At 36.2% G+C, this 22,721-nt stretch carries 17 protein-coding genes and 1 pseudogene; 13 read left to right on the forward strand and 5 right to left on the reverse strand.

Features of this window, described 5'->3' with window-relative positions; translation table 11 throughout:
- Window positions 1-35 precede the first annotated feature (35 nt).
- The 3 genes from ACODSI_RS12800 to ACODSI_RS12810 all read right to left on the reverse strand — a co-directional run bounded on the left by ACODSI_RS12800 (window position 36) and on the right by ACODSI_RS12810 (window position 4,654).
- On the reverse strand, window positions 36-494 hold the full coding sequence (locus ACODSI_RS12800) for a GNAT family N-acetyltransferase (RefSeq protein ID WP_488917250.1): 459 nt from the start codon (window positions 492-494) through the stop codon (window positions 36-38).
- Window positions 495-631: 137 nt separating this feature from the next.
- Window positions 632-3,241 (reverse strand): ATP-dependent chaperone ClpB, encoded by a 2,610-nt coding sequence (gene clpB, locus ACODSI_RS12805; RefSeq protein WP_488917251.1) that lies wholly within the window; start codon window positions 3,239-3,241, stop codon window positions 632-634.
- 246 nt (window positions 3,242-3,487) lie between these two features.
- A complete protein-coding gene (locus tag ACODSI_RS12810; protein ID WP_488917252.1) occupies window positions 3,488-4,654 on the reverse strand; it encodes a Gfo/Idh/MocA family protein in 1,167 nt (388 codons plus the stop codon).
- A gap of 245 nt (window positions 4,655-4,899) precedes the next feature.
- Here ACODSI_RS12810 and ACODSI_RS12815 point away from each other — a divergent pair, with 245 nt between their 5' ends.
- From ACODSI_RS12815 to ACODSI_RS12860, 10 genes are all read left to right on the forward strand, one after another.
- Complete coding sequence (locus ACODSI_RS12815) at window positions 4,900-6,108, forward strand: nucleoside permease (RefSeq protein ID WP_488917253.1); 1,209 nt, start codon at window positions 4,900-4,902, stop codon at window positions 6,106-6,108.
- Between the two features lie 20 nt (window positions 6,109-6,128).
- Window positions 6,129-6,995 carry a hydroxypyruvate isomerase family protein gene (locus ACODSI_RS12820; protein ID WP_488917254.1) on the forward strand — a complete coding sequence of 289 codons (867 nt, stop codon included), beginning with the start codon at window positions 6,129-6,131 and terminating at the stop codon, window positions 6,993-6,995.
- A 32-nt stretch (window positions 6,996-7,027) separates the two neighbouring features.
- Entirely contained in the window at window positions 7,028-8,713 is a 1,686-nt protein-coding gene (locus ACODSI_RS12825) for a GMC oxidoreductase (protein ID WP_488917255.1), read from the forward strand.
- A gap of 31 nt (window positions 8,714-8,744) precedes the next feature.
- The gene (locus ACODSI_RS12830; RefSeq protein WP_488917256.1) at window positions 8,745-9,281 is read left to right on the forward strand and encodes a gluconate 2-dehydrogenase subunit 3 family protein; all 537 of its coding nucleotides are present in this window, start codon (window positions 8,745-8,747) and stop codon (window positions 9,279-9,281) included.
- Window positions 9,282-9,421: 140 nt separating this feature from the next.
- The gene (locus ACODSI_RS12835) at window positions 9,422-10,285 is read left to right on the forward strand and encodes a sugar phosphate isomerase/epimerase family protein (protein ID WP_488917257.1); all 864 of its coding nucleotides are present in this window, start codon (window positions 9,422-9,424) and stop codon (window positions 10,283-10,285) included.
- Between the two features lie 13 nt (window positions 10,286-10,298).
- Window positions 10,299-11,351 carry a sugar phosphate isomerase/epimerase family protein gene (locus tag ACODSI_RS12840; RefSeq protein ID WP_488917258.1) on the forward strand — a complete coding sequence of 351 codons (1,053 nt, stop codon included), beginning with the start codon at window positions 10,299-10,301 and terminating at the stop codon, window positions 11,349-11,351.
- Between the two features lie 19 nt (window positions 11,352-11,370).
- On the forward strand, window positions 11,371-11,769 hold the full coding sequence (locus tag ACODSI_RS12845; protein ID WP_488917259.1) for a c-type cytochrome: 399 nt from the start codon (window positions 11,371-11,373) through the stop codon (window positions 11,767-11,769).
- A 5-nt stretch (window positions 11,770-11,774) separates the two neighbouring features.
- Window positions 11,775-12,545 (forward strand): 3-keto-disaccharide hydrolase, encoded by a 771-nt coding sequence (locus tag ACODSI_RS12850; protein WP_488917260.1) that lies wholly within the window; start codon window positions 11,775-11,777, stop codon window positions 12,543-12,545.
- A gap of 75 nt (window positions 12,546-12,620) precedes the next feature.
- A complete protein-coding gene (gene ytxJ, locus ACODSI_RS12855; RefSeq protein ID WP_488917261.1) occupies window positions 12,621-13,010 on the forward strand; it encodes a bacillithiol system redox-active protein YtxJ in 390 nt (129 codons plus the stop codon).
- A 3-nt stretch (window positions 13,011-13,013) separates the two neighbouring features.
- A complete protein-coding gene (locus ACODSI_RS12860; protein ID WP_488917262.1) occupies window positions 13,014-14,123 on the forward strand; it encodes a lactonase family protein in 1,110 nt (369 codons plus the stop codon).
- A gap of 56 nt (window positions 14,124-14,179) precedes the next feature.
- Here ACODSI_RS12860 and ACODSI_RS12865 read toward each other — a convergent pair whose 3' ends face one another.
- Window positions 14,180-15,364, reverse strand: a complete 1,185-nt coding sequence (locus ACODSI_RS12865; protein WP_488917263.1) for a hypothetical protein — start codon at window positions 15,362-15,364, stop codon at window positions 14,180-14,182.
- A gap of 63 nt (window positions 15,365-15,427) precedes the next feature.
- Window positions 15,428-16,711, reverse strand: coding sequence for a fumarylacetoacetase (gene fahA / locus ACODSI_RS12870; protein ID WP_488917264.1), 1,284 nt, complete (start codon window positions 16,709-16,711; stop codon window positions 15,428-15,430).
- Between the two features lie 113 nt (window positions 16,712-16,824).
- Between fahA and glyA the strand changes: the two genes are divergently transcribed.
- The 3 genes and pseudogenes from glyA to ACODSI_RS12885 form a co-directional block, all read left to right on the forward strand.
- Window positions 16,825-18,099, forward strand: coding sequence for a serine hydroxymethyltransferase (gene glyA, locus ACODSI_RS12875; protein WP_488917265.1), 1,275 nt, complete (start codon window positions 16,825-16,827; stop codon window positions 18,097-18,099).
- 114 nt (window positions 18,100-18,213) lie between these two features.
- Window positions 18,214-20,580 carry a LysM peptidoglycan-binding domain-containing protein gene (locus tag ACODSI_RS12880; RefSeq protein ID WP_488917266.1) on the forward strand — a complete coding sequence of 789 codons (2,367 nt, stop codon included), beginning with the start codon at window positions 18,214-18,216 and terminating at the stop codon, window positions 20,578-20,580.
- A gap of 105 nt (window positions 20,581-20,685) precedes the next feature.
- A pseudogene (locus ACODSI_RS12885) lies at window positions 20,686-22,721 on the forward strand (hypothetical protein); the annotation flags it as partial.

Below are 22,721 nucleotides of genomic sequence, written 5' to 3' on the forward strand. Positions count from 1 at the left end.
AAGTTTTTATTAAATTAAATGAATATTATTTTTAGTTAAATATTACTAATTCGTAATTCCATAACCGGCATGAACCTGCCCTTAATTGCCGTTTCAAACGATCCTATGGTTTTAAATCCGTGCTTTTTATAAAACCCTTCGGCATAGGGTTCGGCATCAAGATAAATCCTTTGGAAATTTTGTTTTTGTATGCGATTTAAAAAATCGGTCATCAAATAACTTCCTATTCCTTTGCCAATGTATTGTGGTAAAAGAAACAAATTATCTAATTTTATTGTTTGGTTTTTTTCTTCAAAATACGAATAGTAGCCAACTGTTTTTTCTTCAATTACAAGTTTATATACTGGGTAAACGTTAAGATAGTCTTGGGTAATAGTAAGCGCTTCATCCCAAGCCAAAAGCAAGTCCTCTGAATAATTCCAATAGGCTTTCGACTTTTTGGTAATTTCAGTTAATAAGCTATGGTCGTTAACAGTTGCTTTTTCTATTGTCATGGATTTATTTTCTCAAATATACTTAAAAATAAATAAAGTCAGAAATAAGAAAAGACCTAACCGATTTTTTTATAATCAGTTAAGTCTAATCCACTAAAACCAACCTTATTAATTATCTATTGAGTAATTCGTAAATTTTAATTCGCAATTGCGGCTTCACTTTGATTTCTAAACACCAATTGTCCGTCGAAAGCATCGAGTAAAATGATACTGTCTGTCGTTACTTTCCCAGCCAAAATCTCTTTACTCAACTGGTTCAACACTTCTCTTTGAATCACTCGTTTCACGGGTCGTGCTCCATATTGAGGATCATATCCTTTTTGAGCCAAGTAATCAATCGCTTCTGGAGTGGCGTCCATGGTAATGTTTTGATGTGCTAACATTTTGGTCACACTTTTCAGTTGCAAACTAACAATCTGTTTGATGTTGGCACTAGTTAACGGTGTAAACATTACAATTTCGTCAATTCTGTTGATGAATTCTGGTCGAACCAATTGTTTTAATTGTCCAAGAACTTCCACTTTAGCGGCTTCGGTTGCGGCTTCGATACCACCTTTCAAGTTCTCAAATTTCTCTTGAATAATAGCACTTCCCATATTGGAAGTCATAATAATGATAGTATTTTTGAAATCCGCCACACGACCTTTGTTATCGGTCAATCGTCCTTCATCCAATACTTGTAATAAAATATTGAATGTATCCGGATGTGCTTTTTCAATCTCATCCAACAAGATTACAGAATACGGTTTTCTTCGAACGGCTTCCGTCAATTGTCCACCTTCGTCATACCCCACATAGCCTGGAGGCGCACCTACTAATCTGCTTACAGAATGACGTTCTTGATACTCACTCATGTCAATACGCGTCATGGCATTTTCATCGTCAAATAAATATTCGGCTAAGGCTTTGGCCAATTCGGTTTTACCGACACCAGTAGTTCCCAAAAATAAGAACGAACCAATTGGTTTTTTCATGTCTTGTAATCCAGCTCGACTTCTACGAACGGCATCGCTCACGGCTTCAATAGCTTCTTCTTGACCTACCACACGGTTGTGTAATTCGTGTTCCAAACGCAATAGTTTTTCGCGTTCGCCTTGTAGCATTTTCATCACCGGAATACCTGTCCATTTGGCTACTACTTCAGCAATATCTTCACGAGTCACTTCTTCCTTAATTAACGATGTTCCAGCTTGGTTTTCGGCCAATTGTGTTTGTAACACATCCAATTTGGTTTGAGCATCTTTTATTTTTCCGTATCGAATTTCGGCTACTTTACCGTAATCGCCATTGCGTTCGGCTTGTTCGGCTTCGGTTTTGAAATCTTCAATTTCTTGTTTGACGTTTTGAATATTATCCACCACATCTTTTTCAGATTTCCATTTGGTAAAAATCTCGTTGCGTTCTTCTTTTAAATTTGCCAAATCCATTCCCAAACCTTTCAATTTGGTTTCATCGTTCTCGCGTTTGATGGCTTCAATTTCAATTTCCAATTGCATGATTTTTCGATCCAAAACATCCAATTCTTCGGGCTTCGAATTGATTTCCATTCGCAATTTAGAAGCTGCTTCGTCCATCAAGTCAATCGCTTTATCGGGTAAAAAACGATTGGTAATATACCGTTGCGATAATTCAACCGCCGCAATAATAGCATCATCTTTAATGCGTACTTTGTGGTGGGTTTCGTATTTTTCTTTAATACCTCGCAAGATGGAAATGGCACTTTCGGTATCGGGTTCATCCACCAATACTTTTTGAAAACGTCTTTCTAAGGCTTTGTCTTTTTCGAAATATTTTTGGTATTCGTCTAAAGTGGTAGCACCGATAGCACGAAGTTCACCACGAGCTAAAGCCGGTTTCAAAATGTTAGCGGCATCCATAGCGCCTTCGCCACCACCGGCACCAACTAATGTGTGAATTTCGTCAATAAAAAGTACAATATCGCCTTCCGCAGAAGTCACTTCTTTAACAACGGCTTTGAGTCGTTCTTCAAATTCGCCTTTGTATTTAGCACCAGCAATTAACGCACCCATATCGAGTGAATATACTACCTTGTCTTTTAGATTTTCAGGTACATCACCATCTACAATTCGGTGTGCCAAACCTTCTGCAATAGCTGTTTTACCCACACCAGGTTCGCCGACCAACATCGGGTTATTTTTGGTTCTACGGGTAAGGATTTGCAACACTCTACGAATTTCCTCATCACGACCGATAACAGGGTCGAGTTTGCCGTTTTTAGCTAATTCGTTGAGGTTTTTAGCGTATTTATTCAAAGAGTTATACGTTTCTTCGGCTGAAGCAGAAGTGACGCGTTCGCCTTTGCGCATTTCGTCAATTGCTGCTTGCAATCCTTTTTCGGTAACACCTTGATCTTTCAGAATCTGTGCAACTTTACTTTTTGATTTGAAAATAGCTAAGATTAAATGCTCGATAGATACAAATTCGTCGTTCATTTTTTTAGCGATGATTTCGGCTTCGTTTACTGTGGTTGCAGCATCACGCGAAAACATAATGTCTCCACCCGATACTTTCGGAAAACTTTGAATGGTGCTGTCTACTATTTTTTTGAACAACTCCACATTCACGTTGAGTTTTTTCAAAATAAAAGGAGTTACATTTTCATCGACTTCTAAAATGCCTTTGAAAATGTGTTCGTTTTCGAGCTGTTGTTGCCCAAAACTTTGTGCAATTTGCTGTGCTTGCTGCAATGCTTCTTGCGATTTAATGGTAAATTTATTGATGTTCATTTTTTTGTTGTATGTTGTTTTGTAATAGTTGTTAATCTGTTTGCGATAACTTCGACAATTTGTATTCCAATACTAATTTTAAGACATAATGGCTGATAACGCATGGATTTCCATACTAAAGTTACGTCAATAAGTCGGGTTTTGTGACAAAATTTCCTTTTATTTCTATTTAAGTTTACTACAATTAAAAAAGCCCTAACAGTGTATCACTGAAAGGACTTTTTTGGGGTTGGTTAGTTAAGTTATTTATAATTTAAAAGGATACCATTTTTCAGTTGAATTGGAAGAGTTTACCACATTTTCAATGAATTGCATGCCGCGAACTCCATCATTTTCATTTGGAAAATCTAACATAATTTCAGTTGGATTTTCACCCTTTAAATCGGCTAATAAAGTCAATGCAAAATTACGGTAAATGTTAGCGAAAGCCTCTAAATATCCTTCGGGATGGCCGCCTGGAGTTCTGCAATTGGAAGTCATAAACGGACTTAAATTGCCATAATTACTACCTGCTCTTAAGATTTGTGTAGGAGCATCAAGCCATTTTAATAGCAATGTATTAGGTTCCATTTGATGCCATTCAATACCACCTTTTTCACCATAAACTCTTATTTTTAGACTATTTTCTTCTCCAGCAGCTACCTGTGATGCCATCAAAACACCATTGGCTCCATTGTTGAAACGCAACAATACATTTCCGTCATCATCTAGCATTCTGCCGTCCACTTTAATGCTCAAATCAGCACAAAGTTCGGTAATTTGTAATCCCGTGATGTATTCTGCTAAATGAGCTGCATGGGTTCCAATATCTCCCATACTGCCGCTTTTGCCGCTTTTGGTTGGGTCGGTGCGCCATGCTGCTTGGGCATTTCCTTCACGTTCCGATAGTTTGCTCAACCATCCTTGTGGATATTCTACCCAAACTTTACGGATAGCACCTAAATCACCGTTTTTCAACATGGCTTTGGCTTGTTTTACCATAGGATAACCAGAGTAGGTGTGGGTTAAACACAAACGTAAACCCGTTTCTTGAACTTTAGCATGCAATAGTTTTGCTTGTTCTAAAGTCAAGGTGATTGGTTTTTCAATGACTACATTAAAACCATTTTCTAATGCCATCATTGCGGGTTCAAAATGAGCAAAATTTGGAGTTACAATAGATACAAAATCGATACGTTGTTCAGCAGGAAGGGTAGCCTCTTTGGAAAGCATCGTTTTATAGTCGGTATAAATTCGGTCTTCATCTAAATGTAAATCACGTCCAGATTCAAGGGCATTTTGAGGGTCAATACTCAAGGCACCGCACTTGATGTCAATAAGTCCGTCCATCCATAAGGCATGACGGTGTATGGCTCCAATAAAAGCATCCTTTCCGCCACCAATCATTCCCATTCGTAATTTTCTTGCACTCATAAAAATCAATTTTTTAGTATTGTTAATGCAAACTTGCATAAAAAAAGTAAGGTTCACAACAAAATAAATAATATTTTTCTTTTATTGCTTGAAAATGAAGCAATTGTTTTTTTTAACCATTTTTTTTGGTATTTTTTTTTATCTTAAATGAAATTAATTTGTATGTTTGATACATTAAATAAAAAAATAAGAAACTATTTTTAAGCATCTTACAAAAAATTATCAATAAAAATACGAATTTAACTATGAAAATTAATACACGAATTCAGCTTTCTTCGATGATGTTTCTCAACTTCTTCATTTGGGGAATTTGGTTTGTAACTATGGGAACTTTTTTAACCAAAGGAACTATTGGGGCATCTGGAGCACAAACTGGTTTGGCTTATGGAACGCAATGCTTAGGTGCAATTATAGCTCCATTCATTGTAGGGATGATTGCAGATAAATTCTTTGCGGCTCAAAAAATATTAGGTTTTTTGCATTTAGTAGGAGCAGGCTTACTTTACTTATTATCTACTAAAACCGATTTTGATTCGTTTTATACCTTATTATTGTTTTACATGATTTTGTTCATGCCAACCTTAGCACTTGTCAATTCCATTTCTTTGAATCAAATTAAAGATGCCGAAAAGGAATTTGCTAACATTCGTGTTTGGGGAACCATTGGCTGGATTGCCTCTGGATTGACCATTGGTTGGATGGCTTGGGAAGCCTCACCAAAATCATTAAATATTACGTTTTTAGTAGCGGCCGCAGTTTCTGCTGGATTTGGTGTTTTTTGTTTCTTCTTACCCAATACACCGCCACCAAAGGCAGGTAAAAAAGTAAGCGTAGCCGAAACTCTTGGGCTTGATGCTTTAAAAGTTTTGGGTGATAAAAACTATTTAGTTTTCTTTTTGGCTTCTATATTGATTTGTATTCCATTAGCGTTCTACTATGGTCAAGCCAATCAATTTTTGAATGAAGCAGGTTTGGAAAGTGCTGCTGCAAAAATGACTTTAGGACAAGTATCCGAAACCTTATTCTTGTTATTAATGCCATTGTTCTTTGTTCGTTTCGGAGTAAAACAAATGTTGCTTATCGGAATGATTGCTTGGGTGTTACGTTATTTATTGTTTGCTTATGGCAATATAGATGATAATTTATGGATGTTGTATGTTGGAATTATCCTTCACGGAATTTGTTACGATTTCTTCTTTGTAACAGGTCAAATTTATACCGATCAAAAAGCAGGTGAGAACGTGCGTTCCTCGGCTCAAGGATTAATCACTTTAGCAACTTATGGTGTTGGAATGTACATCGGATTTTATGTAGCCGGAATGATTGTCGACCAAAACGTTATGGGTGCCACTCATAATTGGAATAAAATCTGGATTTTCCCATGTTTGTTTGCAGCAGGAATCGCTTTGATGTTCTTCGCATTCTTCAGAGAAAAGGCTAAAGTTAAAGCATAAATTGTAAAATAATAATTGCAATGAAAAGAAGAGATGTCATTAAAAATCTAGCCTTGGGAAGTTTGGTCTTGCCTAAGATTCTTGATTTCACAAGGGATGAAAGTTTCGCTTCTTTCGGGCAATTAAAAGGCAATATCAACCATTCGGTTTGCCGTTGGACATACGATCAATTGACGTTAGAAGAACTTTGTTTGGTGGTTAAAAAATTAGGCTTTTCCGCAATCGATTTAGTCGAACCCAAAGATTTTCCCATCTTAAAAAAACACGGAATAGACTCTTCTATGTGCACTGGTGCGTTAATCAGTTTAACCGAGGGATGGAACGATGTAAAAAACCATCCCATTTTAATAAACAATTATTTAAAACATATTGATCTTGTGGCTGATGCAGGCTACAAAAATTTAATTTGCTTTAGTGGGAACCGTAATGGAATGAGCGAAGCAGAAGGATTGAAAAATTGTGTTGAAGGTTTGAAACAAATCATGAAAAAGGCCGAACAACGCGGTGTGATTATTCAAATGGAATTGTTCAATAGCAAAGTCAATCATCCCGATTACATGGCCGATTCATCCCGTTGGGGAATCGAATTGTGTAAAGCATTGGGAAGCGATAATTTCAAATTGTTATACGATATCTACCACATGCAAATCATGGAAGGCGATATCATTCACACTATTCAAACCAATCATCAGTATTTTGGTCATTACCATACCGCAGGCGTACCCGGACGTCATGAAATCGATGTTACTCAAGAGCTAAATTATCCAGCGATTATGAAAGCCATCGTAGCAACTGGATACAAAGGTTATGTCGCACAAGAATTCATTCCGGTTTCAGAAGATAAAGTTAAAGCCTTGAAAACGGCGATACAAATTTGTGATATTTAAAATAAAAAATAACTCTATAAAAAAGTATAAAAATGGCAGATAATCATTACGATGCGATTGTTGTTGGCTCCGGAATTTCGGGAGGATGGGCAGCAAAAGAATTAACAGAAAAAGGATTGAAAGTATTGCTTTTAGAGCGTGGACATAATATTGAGCACATCAAAGATTATGTAGAACAAAACAAACCTATTTGGGAATATCCTCACCGTCATTACCGTCCTACAAAACAGATGGTAGAAGATTATCCTAAATTAAAAAGAGATTATCCATTGAACGAGAGAAATTTGTCGTATTGGGCAAGTGATAAAGAAAATCCGTATACTGAAACTAAGCGTTTTGATTGGTTTAGAGGGTATCATGTTGGTGGACGTTCTTTGATGTGGGGAAGACAATCGTATCGATGGAGTGATCTTGATTTTGAAGCCAACTTAAAAGACGGAATTGCTGTCGATTGGCCAATTCGTTACAAAGATATTGCACCATGGTACAGCCATGTGGAAAAATTTATTGGCGTAAGTGGTTCTAATGAAAATTTGCCTCAACTGCCAGATAGCGAGTTTTTACCACCTATGGAATTGAACGTAGTTGAAAAAACGGTTGCATCTAAAATAAAAGAACACTACAAAAACGCTCGTACTTTAATCATTGGTCGTGTAGCACACGTGACTAAAGCTATTAAAGACAGAACGCCATGTCAGTTTAGAAACATGTGTTGGAACGGTTGTCAATTTGGAGGTTATTTTTCTACACAATCGTCTACATTACCTGCTGCCGTAAAAACTGGAAACTTAACACTTCGCCCTTTTTCAATTGTAAAAGAAGTGAATTACGATAAAGCAACTAAAAAAGCAACAGGTGTAACAGTTATTGATGCTGAATCTAAAGAAGAAATGGTATTCACAAGTAAAATTGTGTTCTTGTGTGCTTCTTCATTCAACTCTACATGGATCTTAATGAACTCTGCCAAAGACGTTTGGAAAGATGGTTTAGGAAGTAGCAGTGGCGAATTAGGACACAATGCCATGGATCATCATTTTAGAGTAGGTGCTTCAGGTGATTTTGAAGGACACGAAGATTCATACTATTCTGGTTTCAGACCAAATGGATTCTATATTCCGAGATACCGAAATTTAGATGCGGCTACCAAAAGAAATTATTTAAGAGGTTTTGGATATCAAGGTGGTGCTTCTCGAAACGGTTGGGAAAGTCAAGTGGCTGAAATGAGTATTGGTAAAGATTTGAAAGATCAATTTGGTGAACCAGGAAAATGGACTATAGGTGCGACGGCTTTCGGAGAAATGTTGCCGTATCATGAAAACAGAATCAGTTTAGATCCTGAGAAAAAAGACAAATGGGGATTGCCAGTTTTGAACATGGATGTTGAGATAAAAGAAAATGAAAAGAAAATGCGCGAAGACATGAAAAAAGACATGAAAGAAATGTTAGAAATTGCTGGCGCTAAAAATGTAAACATCTTCGAATCGGATTATGCTCCAGGAATGGGAATTCATGAAATGGGAACAGCGCGTATGGGTAGAGATCCAAAAACTTCTGTATTAAACGGAAACAACCAAGTATGGGATTGTTTGAATGTATTTGTTACTGATGGTGCTTGTATGACATCTGCTAGTTGCGTGAATCCGTCTTTAACTTACATGGCATTAACCGCTAGAGCAGCTAATTTTGCCGTTGAAGAATTGAAAAAAGGAAACTTATAAAACCTATTTTACACATTAAAAAGAGAGTAATATGAATCGTAGAGAATTATTAAAAAGTATAGCAATCATTAGTGGTGGGGTTTTCATAGGTTCGAATTTCCTACTAACAAGTTGCAAAAGAGAAGATGCTGGTTCTTTAGTATTGAGTGATGATTTGATGAAATTATTAGCGGAAATTAGTGATACTATCATTCCAGAAACCAATACTGTGGGAGCAAAAGCAGTTAAGTCGGCCGAATTTATCAGTGTCGTTTTCAAAGATATTTACAGTGAAAAAGAGCAAGAAGATTTTATCGCAGCTCTAAATTTAGTAAATGACAAAGCTAAAGAAATAGCAGGTGACGATTTTACTAAACTTTCGGCAGAAAAACGCGCTGAGGTTTTTAATAAAGTGAAAGATCCAAAAAATACAGGATTGTTATCGATGTATCAGATGGTATTATTTGCTTATCTAACTTCTGAAAAAGGCATGCAAGCCTCGTTTAGATATACACCAGTTCCAGGAAAACAAGAAGGTGATATTCCGTATAAAAAAGGTGATAAAATGTTTGTCGGATTGAACGGATAAATTGAATTTCAAATTTTGTGGAGTAATGCTAGTTTGTAAGGAACTGTCTAAAGTTGTCTTGGTATAACTGGAAAGGTAAAATCAAAGACTAGAGAACGCAAAATATACCAATAAAAAAAATAATTCTAATAAATAAGATTATGAACAGAAGACAATTTGTGGTAAAAACGAGTCAGACTGCAGCACTTTTAGCGGTGTTGCCATCATTTGCGTGTTCGAGTCAAAACGGAATCACCAATGGGATTTTTAACGACTTCGGAATTCAATTATGGACTTTGCGTGATGTTATTAATGCCAATCCTCAAGAAACACTTCGACAAATTGGTAAAATGGGATTCACTCAAATTGAGAGTTTTGAAGGTGAAAAAGGGATTTTTTGGGGCATGAAACCTAATGAATTTAAAACATTTTTGGATGGTGAAGGACTGAAAATGATAAGTTCTCATTGCAATTGGACCAAAGATTTGCAACAAAAAGCTGCAGAAATTGCAAGTGTTGGTGGCAAGTATTTGGCATGTCCATGGTTAGGACCACAAAAATCGTTAGATGATTATAAAAAATATGCTGATGAATTTAACAAAGCTGGCGAAGTGTGTAAAAAAGAAGGCGTAAAATTTGTATACCACAACCACGATTATTCGTTCAAAGCGATGGAAGGTGTCATTCCGCAACAATTGTTTTTAGACCGAACCGATGCCGATTTAGTAGCATTTGAAATGGATATTTATTGGGTGGTAACCGCAGGTGCTGATCCGATTGAATACATGACAAAATACAAAAATCGTTTCAAATTATGCCATATTAAAGATCGTTTAAAAGATACAACTGAACCTTTTGCTTCGTGTACGCTTGGTGAAGGATTGATTAATTATCCTGAAATTTTAGGCAAGGCCAAAAAACTCGGAATGGAATATTTCATTTACGAACAAGAAAAATACAATGATAAAGGCGTACTTGTAAATGCACAAGAAAGTGCCGATTTCCTTAAAAAGTTAAAAAAATAATCGAATTTAGTACATGAAAACAATTCAAGGTCCAGCATTATTTTTAGCCCAATTTTATGGCGATAAGGCACCTTTTGATACGATTGATAATATTTGTCAATGGGCTGCAAGTCTTGGTTTTAAAGGTGTTCAGATTCCAACTTGGGATACAAAGTATTTCAATCTACAACGCGTTGCTGAAGACAAAGTATATGCTCAAGAATACAAAGCTAAAATTAATAGTTACGGATTAGAAATCACAGAACTTTCTACCCATTTACAAGGGCAATTAATTGCAGTTAATCCAGCATACGATTTATTGTTTGATGGATTTGCGCCTGAAGAATGCAAAAACAATCCTAAAGCGCGTTATGAATGGGCGGTTCAACAATTAAAATGGGCTGCCAAAGCTTCTGAAAATTTAGGACTTACAGCACACGCCACTTTTAGTGGTTCCTTACTTTGGCAAGTAGTATATCCATGGCCACAACGACCAGCAGGATTGGTTGAAGAAGGCTTCACCGAATTAGCCAAACGATGGACACCAATTTTGAATGAGTTTGATAAATCAGGTGTTGATTTGTGTTATGAAGTGCATGCTGGCGAAGATTTACACGATGGTATTTCCTATGAAATGTTTCTTGATAAAGTAAATCAGCATCCAAGAGCGTGTTTGTTATATGATCCATCACATTTTATTTTGCAGTGTTTGGATTATGTGACTTATATCGACCATTATCATGAACGAATTAAGGCTTGTCATATAAAAGATGCCGAGTTCAATCCAAATGGAAAGCAAGGCGTTTATGGTGGATTTCAAAATTGGACCGATAGAGCAGGAAGATTTCGTTCTTTAGGCGATGGGCAAGTCGATTTTAAAAAAGTTTTTAGTAAATTAGCACACTACGATTTTCCAGGTTGGGCAGTTCTTGAATGGGAATGTTGTTACAAAAACCAAGAAGATGGAGCAAGAGAAGGTGCAGAGTTTATCAAAAACAACATCATTAGAGTTACCGATAAAGCTTTTGATGATTTTGCAGGCGTTGCTAAAGATCAAGCATTTAATAAAAGAGTATTAGGAATTTAAATAAAGAAACGTTCAGTTTATGAAGAGAATTATTTTAGCAGTTGCATTTGCTGCCGTATTAACATCGTGTGGAGATAAGAAAAAAGAAGCTGTAGAAGAAACCAATTTCAACCCAGCAGATACCTCATTTACAAAACAACCAGAGGTTACAGGTGAACCAGCTGCAGAATTTAAAAAAGGATATGATTTAATTGCAGCAAGTGATTGTTTAGGGTGTCATAAAATAGATGAAAAATTGGTAGGACCTTCTTACAAAGAAGTAGCTGCAAAATATACAAACAAAGATGTGGCTACTTTAGCTACTAAAATTGTGGAAGGCGGTAAAGGCAATTGGGGTGAAGTTCCAATGACTGCACATCCGGCAGTTACAAAAGAAGATGCTACAGAAATGGTGAAATACATACTATCATTAAAATAAAAAAAATGAAAAAAATAATCTTAACCGCTGCGGTAGCCTGCGCTTTGTGGTCGTGTAAAAAGGAAGAAAAACTATTGGCTTACAATGCACCAATAGAGCATGTCATGCCGGCAGGTGAGAATACATTAACGCCAAGCGAAAAAAAGCAAGGATGGAAACTTTTATTCGACGGGAAAAGTCTTAAAGGTTGGCACAAATACGGTACCGATTCTATTGGAAAAGCTTGGGTTATTGATGATAAATCCATTCATTTGGAAGTGTCTGATAAGAAAGATTGGCAAACCAAAAATGGTGGCGATATTTTGTCTGCAAATGAGTTTGAAAATTTTCATTTAAAAGTAGATTGGAAGATTTCAAAAGATGGAAATAGCGGTATCATTTTTAATGTACACGAAGATCCAAAACAGTATAAATACCCATGGATGACTGGACCCGAGATGCAAGTATTAGACAATAACGGTCATCCAGATGCCAAAATCATCAAGCACAGAGCTGGAGATTTATACGATTTAATCACTTCTAAAGAAACGGTTAAGCCTTATGGCGAATGGAATCATGCTGAAATTATTTCCAATAAAGGAAGCCTAAAGTTCTTTCTTAACGGAGAATTGGTGGTAGAAACAACCATGTGGGACGATGCTTGGAGAGACATGATTGCGAAATCAAAGTTTCATGAATTTCCGGGATTTGGAACGTATAAAAAAGGACGACTTTGTCTTCAAGACCACGGAAACAACGTGTGGTTTAGAAATATAAAAATCAAAGAATTAAAATAATAAAATAAAAATCCGAAGGCCATTACTTCGGATTTTCTTTTTTAATTTTGAACAGAAAATAATCAAACAAAAACTATGAGTTTATTTAAAACTTTTTTTGGAAGCTCCGACCATGCTTCGTCTACTAATTCAAAAATCCAATGGAATGCATTAGTTGACTTAGGTCAATTGAATGATGTGATAGAATTGTCTAATGACAAGCCTGTTATTATTTTCAAGCACAGTACACGTTGTAATGTGAGCAGAATGGCGTTACGTCAGTTTGAAAACGAATTTGATCTAGACAATAAAGTAACACCTTTTTTATTAGATTTATTAAATCACCGTGATGTTTCTGCTGAAATCGCTAGACAATTTGAAGTAGAACATCAATCGCCGCAAGTACTACTTATCAGTAAAGGCAAATCCGTTTATGATGCGTCCCACAGTGACATTGCAGTAGAAGCCTTACACCGTTATTTATAAATTATGAAAATCACACACGCCATTGGGGTATGTTTGGCTGTTTTAGTAAGCAGTTGTTCGTCACATAAATCGGTTAATTATTTAGTTGGAACCTACACCGATAATGCCTCGCAAGGAATTAATATTGTGAACTTTAATTCAGAAACTAAAAAATTGGAACTGAGTTCGGTTGTTTCTGGAATAGAAAATCCGTCATTTGTAATTACAAACAAGTCCAAAACTGTTGTGGTAGCTGTAGAAGAAACCGCGAGTGAAAATGGAGGTAAAGTGACATCATTTTTTTATGATAGAAAGACCAATTCCTTTCAGAAATTAAGTTCGTTTGCGACCAAAGGAAATCATCCTTGCACAGTAGCTTTTAGTCCGGATGAAAATTTTGTATTGGTTGGAAATTATAGTGGTGGAAATTTGAGTGTGTTTCCTATAGATAAAAAAGGTGTGCTGTCTGAAAGTAGCCAATTTATCCAATATGAAGGAAAAAGTGTCAATGTTGCACGTCAAGAAAAACCGCATGTGCATTGTATTGTTTTTCATCCCAAAGAGGAAATTATTGCGGTTGCCGATTTGGGTAGCGATGCCATTCGATTGATTCCTTTTGAAGATGATTCAACTACTTTCTTAGAAGAAGAAAAAACACAAATTACTACAGTAGCTTCGGGTTCTGGACCAAGACATTTGGTATGGAATTCGGATGGAACTCGCTTGTATGCTACTTTTGAATTGACCAATGAAGTAGGCGTTTTTGAATACCAAAATCATCAGTTGCATCAAGTTCAAACCATTCCATTAACAGCTTCGACTAAAAGCGGTTCTGCTGCTGAAGTGCGATTGAGTAACGATGGTCAATTTTTGTATGCTTCGGTTCGAGGTAACGATAATCAAATCGTAGTGATGAAAGTTCTTGAAAATGGTAATTTAGAGGTGATTCAAACCGTAAAAACAGCAGTTATGCCACGTAACTTTATACTCGCTAAAAATCAAAAAAATGTTTTGGTAGCCACACAAGGTTCTAGTTTGATTTCTGTTTTTGATCGTGATGAAACAACCGGAAAACTTACCGCTACTTCAAGCGTATTAAGCATCAACAAGCCGGTGTATTTATTTCCATTTTAGAATCTAAATACAGTAAAACAAAAAACGCATCTGAAATTTCAAATGCGTTTTTTTATTTATTTTCTAATTCTGTTTTGGGTAATGATGCCTTTCAATTTGGCTTTTAAATCTTCTCCAGAATCGTAAACCATTTGTTCATTACTTGGAAAAGGTACGGCTCTTTTATCAAAGTATGGGAAATAATCGGCTTCACAAGCATTTTTATCACCAATATATTTGGAGTAAATGTTTTCAAAAACAAATTCGCTTGCTAATGGAAACGTATCAATTAATTGATTGGTTTTGAAATCGATATAATCTACTTTGGCCACTACTTGAGCAGATTTGAATTGTCTAGATTCGTATATAGTAGCTCTAATAGTTTTAAAATTATCAACCATAATAACATGGCCTAAACTGTCTTTTACTTGTTGTCCTTGAGCGTTTAACAGTGGTTTAGTTCCGTCTTTAATTTGTTTTTCTTTCACTAATTCTTTCTCCTTAATTTGCTCAGGAGAAATATTTATTTGACGAAAGTTTACAATAATTCCATAATCATAAGCAATTCCTTTTTGACGGTTGCTGTGGTATACGGTCCATTTATCGTTTAATCCAAAGGTGCTGAAGTCTAACAAATCATTTTCTAAACGAACAGGAATGACCATATTGGTTTCGTTTTTAGTATAAACGCTCACAAAATCGGTACCTTTTAGTCTGGCTTCGTCAATCAAACTTGCCACGTCTTTATAGTTTGGCGATAGTCCATTTAAGTATTGTAAATCATCAAAAGCACGACGGAAACTCATTTTGTCTTTAGTAGCTAATAATGCTTTAGAATTGTCATACAGATGTTTCGCCAACGCATTTTTACTATTCACAATTTGATCGGAATAATCTTCAAAAGGAAAAATTGCATTTCTGTTTTCTTTGATCAATCGCAATGGTAAAACTGGTTTGATTAATTCTTGACGGTTATTCAATTGCACATAGGTGTTGTAAATTTTCTCAGTATTACTTGGATTAGCATCTTTAAACCACAAGTTGATGTTTTGCAAATCGCGTTCTTTAGCCTTGGCAAAAGCTTCTTCTAAAAGGTAGATGTAGTCTTGTTTTCCTTTGGCATCTTTTCGGTTACGTAATCCTTCTACAGCCGTTTGAATGGCTGCATCATAATCTCCAGTAGTGAGTGATTCTCTTGTTTGTCTAACACCACATGAGGTGATCAGTACAAATAAGGCAAATAATAAAGTAATTTTTTTCATGGTAAAAGGTTTAAGAGTTACTAATGGACACTATCCAAAAAGTAAGCCAAAATAATGTGATACTTATTTTCTAACGAAAGGCGGTAATAGTTTACTTGAAACTTCACCAAATCCTATGCGTACCGAACTGTTTTGACAATATCCTTTCATGATTACCGTATCGTTGTCGTTGATGAATTTACGTTCGGTCCCATCACTCATTTTAATCGGTTTTTGTCCGCTCCAAGTCAATTCTAACATCGAACCAAAACTGTCTTCGGTTGGACCAGAAATGGTTCCGGAACCCATCATATCACCCGAATTTACACGACATCCATTGGAAGTGTGGTGCGTTAATTGTTGGCACATCGACCAATACATGTATTTAAAGTTTGATTTAGAAACTAACGTTGGCGTTGCATTTTCTGGTTCTATGTAAACTTCAAGGTTGATGTCGTACGCATGCTTTCCTTTTTGTTGTAAATAGGGTAGTGGTGTAGGTTCTTGTTTTGGACCTTTAACTCTAAAAGCTTCCAACGCATCCATGGTTACAATCCATGGTGAGATGGAAGAAGCAAAGTTTTTGGCTAAAAAAGGCCCTAGTGGAACGTATTCCCATTTTTGAATATCTCTAGCACTCCAGTCATTAAGCAATACCATTCCAAAAATATAATCTTCGGCTTCATTAATCGGAATATTTTCGCCCATAATATTGGCATCGGTTGTGATGAAAGCTGTTTCTAATTCGAAATCGACCAATCGTGACGGGCCAAAAACAGGCGTAGTTTCACCATTTGGAAGCGTTTGTCCCATAGGTCTGTGTACTGGAATTCCAGAAGGAACAATCGTAGAACTTCTACCGTGATATCCTACCGGGATGTGAAGCCAATTGGGTAACAAAGCATTTTCAGGATCGCGAAACATTTTTCCCACATTGGTGGCGTGCTCTTTACTAGAATAAAAATCGGTATAATCGCCAATTTGAACCGGAAGTAGCATCTCAATATCGGAAATATTAAAAATAACAACATCACAATGTTCTTTGTTGTCTCTTAGTTTTGGATTGTTTTCGTCAAATAAATCGGCCAATCGATTTCGAACCAAGCGCCATGTTTTTTTTCCATCCGAAATAAAATCGTTTAAGGTATCTTGCATAAACATGTCGTCGGTCAATTCGATACCTTCAAAATAACCTAGTTGTTGAAGTGCTCCCATATCAATAGCGCTATCTCCAATTCGAGTACCAATGGTAATTACATCTTCTTTCGTTAAAAAGACTCCAAAAGGAATGTTTTGTATCGGAAAATCACTGTTTTCGGGAACCGCAATCCATGATCTTCTACTAGGGTCGTTTGCTGTATTTGGCATATCTGGGTTGTTGATTTGTTGTTGAAAAATTTGTAATCAAATATATCATTTTGAATTTATTTGACAAACATATTTCGTAATTTTGAAAAGTTTTTAACGAAAAATCAAAAAAAATGCAACGCGACGAACAAATTTTTGACTTAATTCTTGACGAACAAGATAGACAAATTCATGGAATTGAGCTAATTGCCTCAGAAAACTTTGTGAGCGACCAAGTAATGGAAGCTGCTGGTTCTTGTTTAACTAATAAATATGCAGAAGGATATCCAGGCAAACGCTATTATGGTGGATGTGAAGTGGTAGATGTTGTTGAACAAATTGCTATTGATAGAGCTAAAGCTTTATTTGGAGCTGAATATGTCAATGTGCAACCACACTCTGGATCGCAAGCTAATACGGCAGTTTTTGCAGCTTGTTTAAAACCAGGAGATAAAATTTTAGGTTTTGATTTGTCTCATGGTGGTCATTTAACGCATGGTTCACCAGTTAACTTTTCTGGAAAATTATACACTCCAAGTTTTTATGGTGTAGAGCCAGAAACTGGAATGTTTGATTACGATAAAATTCAAGCCATTGCGACTAAAGAACAACCCAAAATGATCATCGCAGGTGCTTCGGCATACTGTCGAGATATGGATTTTAAACGCTTTAGAGAAATTGCAGATAGCGTTGGCGCCTTATTATTAGCAGATATTTCACATCCAGCTGGGTTAATAGCCAAAGGATTGATGAATGATCCAATTCCGCATTGCCATATTGTAACAACTACGACACATAAAACGTTACGAGGACCAAGAGGAGGAATGATTATGATGGGTAAAGATTTTGAAAACCCATGGGGATTAACTACTCCAAAAGGAGAAATCAGAATGATGTCGCATATTTTAGATATGTCGGTTTTTCCAGGAAATCAAGGTGGTCCATTAATGCACATTATCGCGGCTAAAGCAGTTGCTTTTGGAGAGTGTTTAACCGATGAGTTCTTCCGTTATGCCATGCAAGTTCAAAAGAATGCCAAGGCTATGGCAGAGGCTTTCAATAAAAGAGGATATAATTTAATTTCAGGAGGTACCGATAATCATATGATGTTGATCGATCTTAGAAATAAAAATATTACAGGAAAAGAAGCGGAAAATGCTTTGGTTAAAGCGGATATCACAGTAAATAAAAATATGGTTCCATTTGATGACAAATCGCCATTTGTAACTTCAGGCATCCGTGTAGGTACTCCAGCTATAACTACGAGAGGTCTTGTAGAGGAAGATATGGAAGCTGTTGTTGACTTTATTGATCGCGTTTTAATGAATCATACTAACGAAGAAATTATCGAACAAGTAGCCGATGAAGTGAACGAAATGATGAGCGAAAGAGCTTTATTTGTGTTTTAATAAATTGTTAATAACAATCTTAATAACAACCTCTGTAGTCTATTTTCTACGGAGGTTTTTTTGTTAATTTTATAAAATATTTTAGGTTACTAACCCTTACATAGTAAAACAAATATGAAAAAATTAGCAATAATTTTTATATTATTTTTCGTTCAAAATTTTTATTCACAAGAAGCTAACATCAAACATATTGTAAGTAGTGGTGAAACTTTATCTTCAATTGCTCAAAAATATAAGGTAACTCCTTATGATATAGTTAAATTGAATCCAAATGCCGTTAATGGAGTTAAAGAATCTGATGTGTTAGTCATTCCGAAAGCACGGGTTACAAATACAGCGATTTCTAATTCAAATTCTTCTACAGATACTCAGAATTCAAGTGTTCCGAAAACAATCAGTTCCGAAAATAGAATTCATATTGTGCAATCTAAGGAAACAAAATTTGGTCTTTCGAAGTTGTATGGAGTAACGATTCAGCAGTTGGAAGAACAAAATCCACAAATTGTAGCAGGTTTGCAAGTTGGGCATAAACTTCAAATTAACGGTTCTACTACAGGTTATAAACAAGATTTATCTCAGGTAAATGTTTCTCCAAAATTTGACTCAAAATATGATTATGTCGTTTTACCTGGCGAAACCTTGTATGGTATTTCAAAACGAAATGGTATAACTGTAGATGAACTTACCAAAGCCAATGCATCTGTGTTAAATGGTGTTTTGAAAAGTGGTCAAAAATTAACGGTTCCAACTCGCAACGGAAGTGCTGTAGTAGCTGCTCCAGTAAATAGTTCTTCAGAATCAAGATATCATATTGTTGAACCCAAAGAAACTAAATTTGGGCTTTCTAAAAAATACGGTGTTACTATTGCGGAATTAGAGAATGGGAATCCCCAAATTGTTAAAGGACTTCAAATTGGTCAAAAAATAAGTATTCCTTCTTCTTATAAGGGCGATTATGCAGTAGTGGTAAATGCAACTCCAAAAGTGACTGCTGCAGAAGTTGAATCAAAACCTCAAACAGAAAATACTCCAGTGGTTGAAACAAAGCCAGTCGTTGAAAGCTCTGTTAAAGCAAAACCTTCAAAATCAATTATTAGTCAAGATTTTGTTGATTATCAAATTCAGCACAAAGAAACGCTTTTTGGATTGTCTAAAAGAGCTGGAATGACTGTTAAAGAATTTACCGATTTAAATCCGAAATTAGCTGATGCAGTTCAGGTGGGTATGGTTATTAAAATGCCTAAAAATGCTTCTTCGGCAGTAAGTACCACTCCAGAAAAAGTAAATCAGCCTATTTCTGAAAAAACAAATGAAACTACTACAGAAAAAGTAGCTTCGCCAGAAAAGGCTACGGTTATACCGGTTAAAAATCCTTCCCGATACAAAGATTTATACTTGAGTATTGACAAATCAACCACCAAAGAACTAGCTCTTGTGATGCCTTTTAGCGATACTAAATATCAAGAATTTGTTGCTAAAGGGAATGATTTTAAAGAGGTAAGTGACAAATTTGTGAAAGGAAATTTAGAGTTTTATAGCGGTGCATTAAAAGCTATTGATTCTGCGAAAAGTTTGGGAGTAGCTGTCAATGTTAAATTATTAGAGCTTCAAGATAATCCAACAGAACTAGCAGTAGATAGTTTGTCTAAAAACGAAGTCTTGGTTAAATCAAATTTAATTATGATGCCTTATTTTGAAAAAGAAGCTCCAAAAATAGCGGCAGTTTTTAATCAACAAAATATTCCGGTGGTTACAACAAAATCAATAATTGCCGAAAAAGGATTTTCAAATTTGTTTGTTTCATTACCATCAGAGCAAGAAATTCGTACGCAAGTGTTGAATTATTTATCTGCTGCAAATGCCAATATTATTGTAGTCAACAGTTCTAATAGATTGATTAGTAAAAGCAGTATTCTAGAAAAATTTCCACAGGCTAAATGGGTTAAAGTATCCGATAAAAACGTGGTTGATACTGAAGACTTGAAGACATTGTTAGTTAAAGACAAATTAAATTATGTTATTTTGGATACCGATAAGAACAGCATGATTATCAGTTCTACCAATGTTTTATTAAATCAATCCACCGAATTTTCAATTCAGATTGCAGTTTTAGAGCCTTCATTGTTGGCTAATTACGAAAATGTATCTTCGATTAGAATTAACATTTTAAAAATGATTTATCCAACATATATTTCAGTTGAAAAGGCAGCACAGGCTCAAATTTCATCTAATAGTAGCAAGAAAAAAACATTAGAACAGAATCAGAATTACTTGACTGGGTTTGATGTTACTTTTGATGTTTTGTTGCGATTGTCACAAAATAAAGATTTTGAAACCTCTACTAAAGAGGATGTTACCGAGTATAGTAAATTTAAATTTGAATACCATAAAAACCAACAAGGAACTAGTGTGAATGAAGGGTTTTATATTCTTCAACATGATACTGATAATACCATAAAGGAACTGGGTAAGATGCATTAATTTCATCGTTAAACGACACGTTTCTTTATATAAATTTGACGTAATAGTCCTAAATAAAATCTGTAGTTTGTTAGATTGCAGTTATGTAAAAATAAGATGTAGCTTATGATAAAAAATATACAAAAGACTAAATACTTAAACCTATTTTACTTATCTCTTTTCTTTTCTATCGGATTGAGTAAGAGTTTCGCACAATGTCCAACTGTAGTCAATCCGACTCAGACTTTTTGTAATACACAATCACCAACCGTTTCCAGTTTAGTAGCAACTAATAACGGAAATGGGGTAGTTTGGTATGCTACAGCTACATCAACAACACCCTTATCTCCTGCAGCTGGATTAGTCAATGGAGAAGATTATTTTGCAGATGACAACTCGGGTTCCTGTGGTGTTAGACAGCAAGTAGTGGTAACGATTTACTCGGCACCAACAGGTCAGAATTTTCAAGGGGTTTGTGTGGACAGTCCGTCACAAGCGACCATTGCCAATTTAATTGCTAATGGAAATAATGTTGAGTGGTATTTGACTCCTGGTGGAGGAACTGCTTTGTCGCCTTCAACCGTTCTTACCAACAATACCATCTATTATGCTGGTCAAACGAATCCATTTACGGGTTGTAAAACATCACGACTTTCTGTGTTTGTAACCGTAGGAGTAGTGCCAGTACCAACTGGAAATGCGAATCAGTTTTTTTGTACAACACAGTCGCCAACTATAGCAGATTTAGTAGCTAGTGGTGCTAATAATTGGTATGCTACCATATCTTCTTCTGTTCCGTTAGATCCATCAACACCATTAGTTAATGGACAAAGTTATTTTGCAACTACAATTGATCCGCCTTGTGAAAGTACAGATAGATTGGAAGTTACGGCTAATTTGGTTCCACCTAATAATTCAGGTGCTAATGGTTCGTTACAAATATGTTCCAATCAAATAGCTTCTAATCCAACTCAAAATTTATTTAGTAGTTTGGGTGGAAGCCCTCAAACAACAGGTACATGGAGTGGACCACTAACGACTACAAATGGATATTTAGGAACGGTTAACTTAACTACTTTAACAGCAGCTGGAAGCCCTTATGTGTTTACTTATACTGTTAATAATGGGGTTTGTGCGGCAAGCTCATCAACAGTAACAATCACAATATCAGACCCCAAAAATGCTGGGACTAATGGAACATTAACAGTATGTAGTAATGCTGCAACTCAAAATTTATTTAATAGTTTAGGCGGTACTCCTCAATCGGGTGGAACATGGAGTCCGCCTTTAACCAGTGGAACAGGTATATTTAACCCTGCTGTAGATCCATCAGGAGTATATACTTATACAGTTTCAGGTTTAGCACCTTGTGGAAATGCGACCGCTACGGTTACAGTAACGGTTGTTCCAAAAGCAAATGCAGGTACAAATGGAACGCTTAACATATGTAGTGATGCAGCTCCAAGAAATCTTTTTATTAGTTTAGGAGGATCACCTCAATCTGGAGGAACTTGGTCACCTCCTTTAGCCAGTGGAACAGGTGTATTCAATCCTGCTGTTGATCTTGCTGGAGTTTATACCTACACTGTTACTGGTACACCGCCTTGTGCAAATGCGACGGCAACAGTTACTGTAACCATTACAACAACGGTTACTCCAACTTTTACGGCTTTAGGACCGTATTGTCAGAATGTTACCCCAGGTACACTTCCAACGACATCCAATAATGGCATTAACGGAACATGGTCACCAGCCACAGTCTCTACGGCAACGGTAGGTACACAAACGTATACGTTTACCCCAACAGCAGGACAATGTGCTACAACCGCTACGATGAGTATCACCGTTACAGCACCAACAGTTCCAACTTTTACGGCTTTAGGACCGTATTGTCAGAATGCTACCCCAGGTACACTTCCAACGACATCCAATAATGGCATTAACGGAACATGGTCGCCAGCCACAGTCTCTACGACAACGGTAGGTACACAAACGTATACGTTTACCCCAACAGCAGGACAATGTGCTACAACCGCTACGATGAGTATCACCGTTACAGCACCAACAGTTCCAACTTTTACGGCTTTAGGACCGTATTGTCAGAATGCTACCCCAGGTACACTTCCAACGACATCCAATAATGGCATTAACGGAACATGGTC

It is taken from the genome of Flavobacterium sp. FG139 (assembly GCF_057809695.1).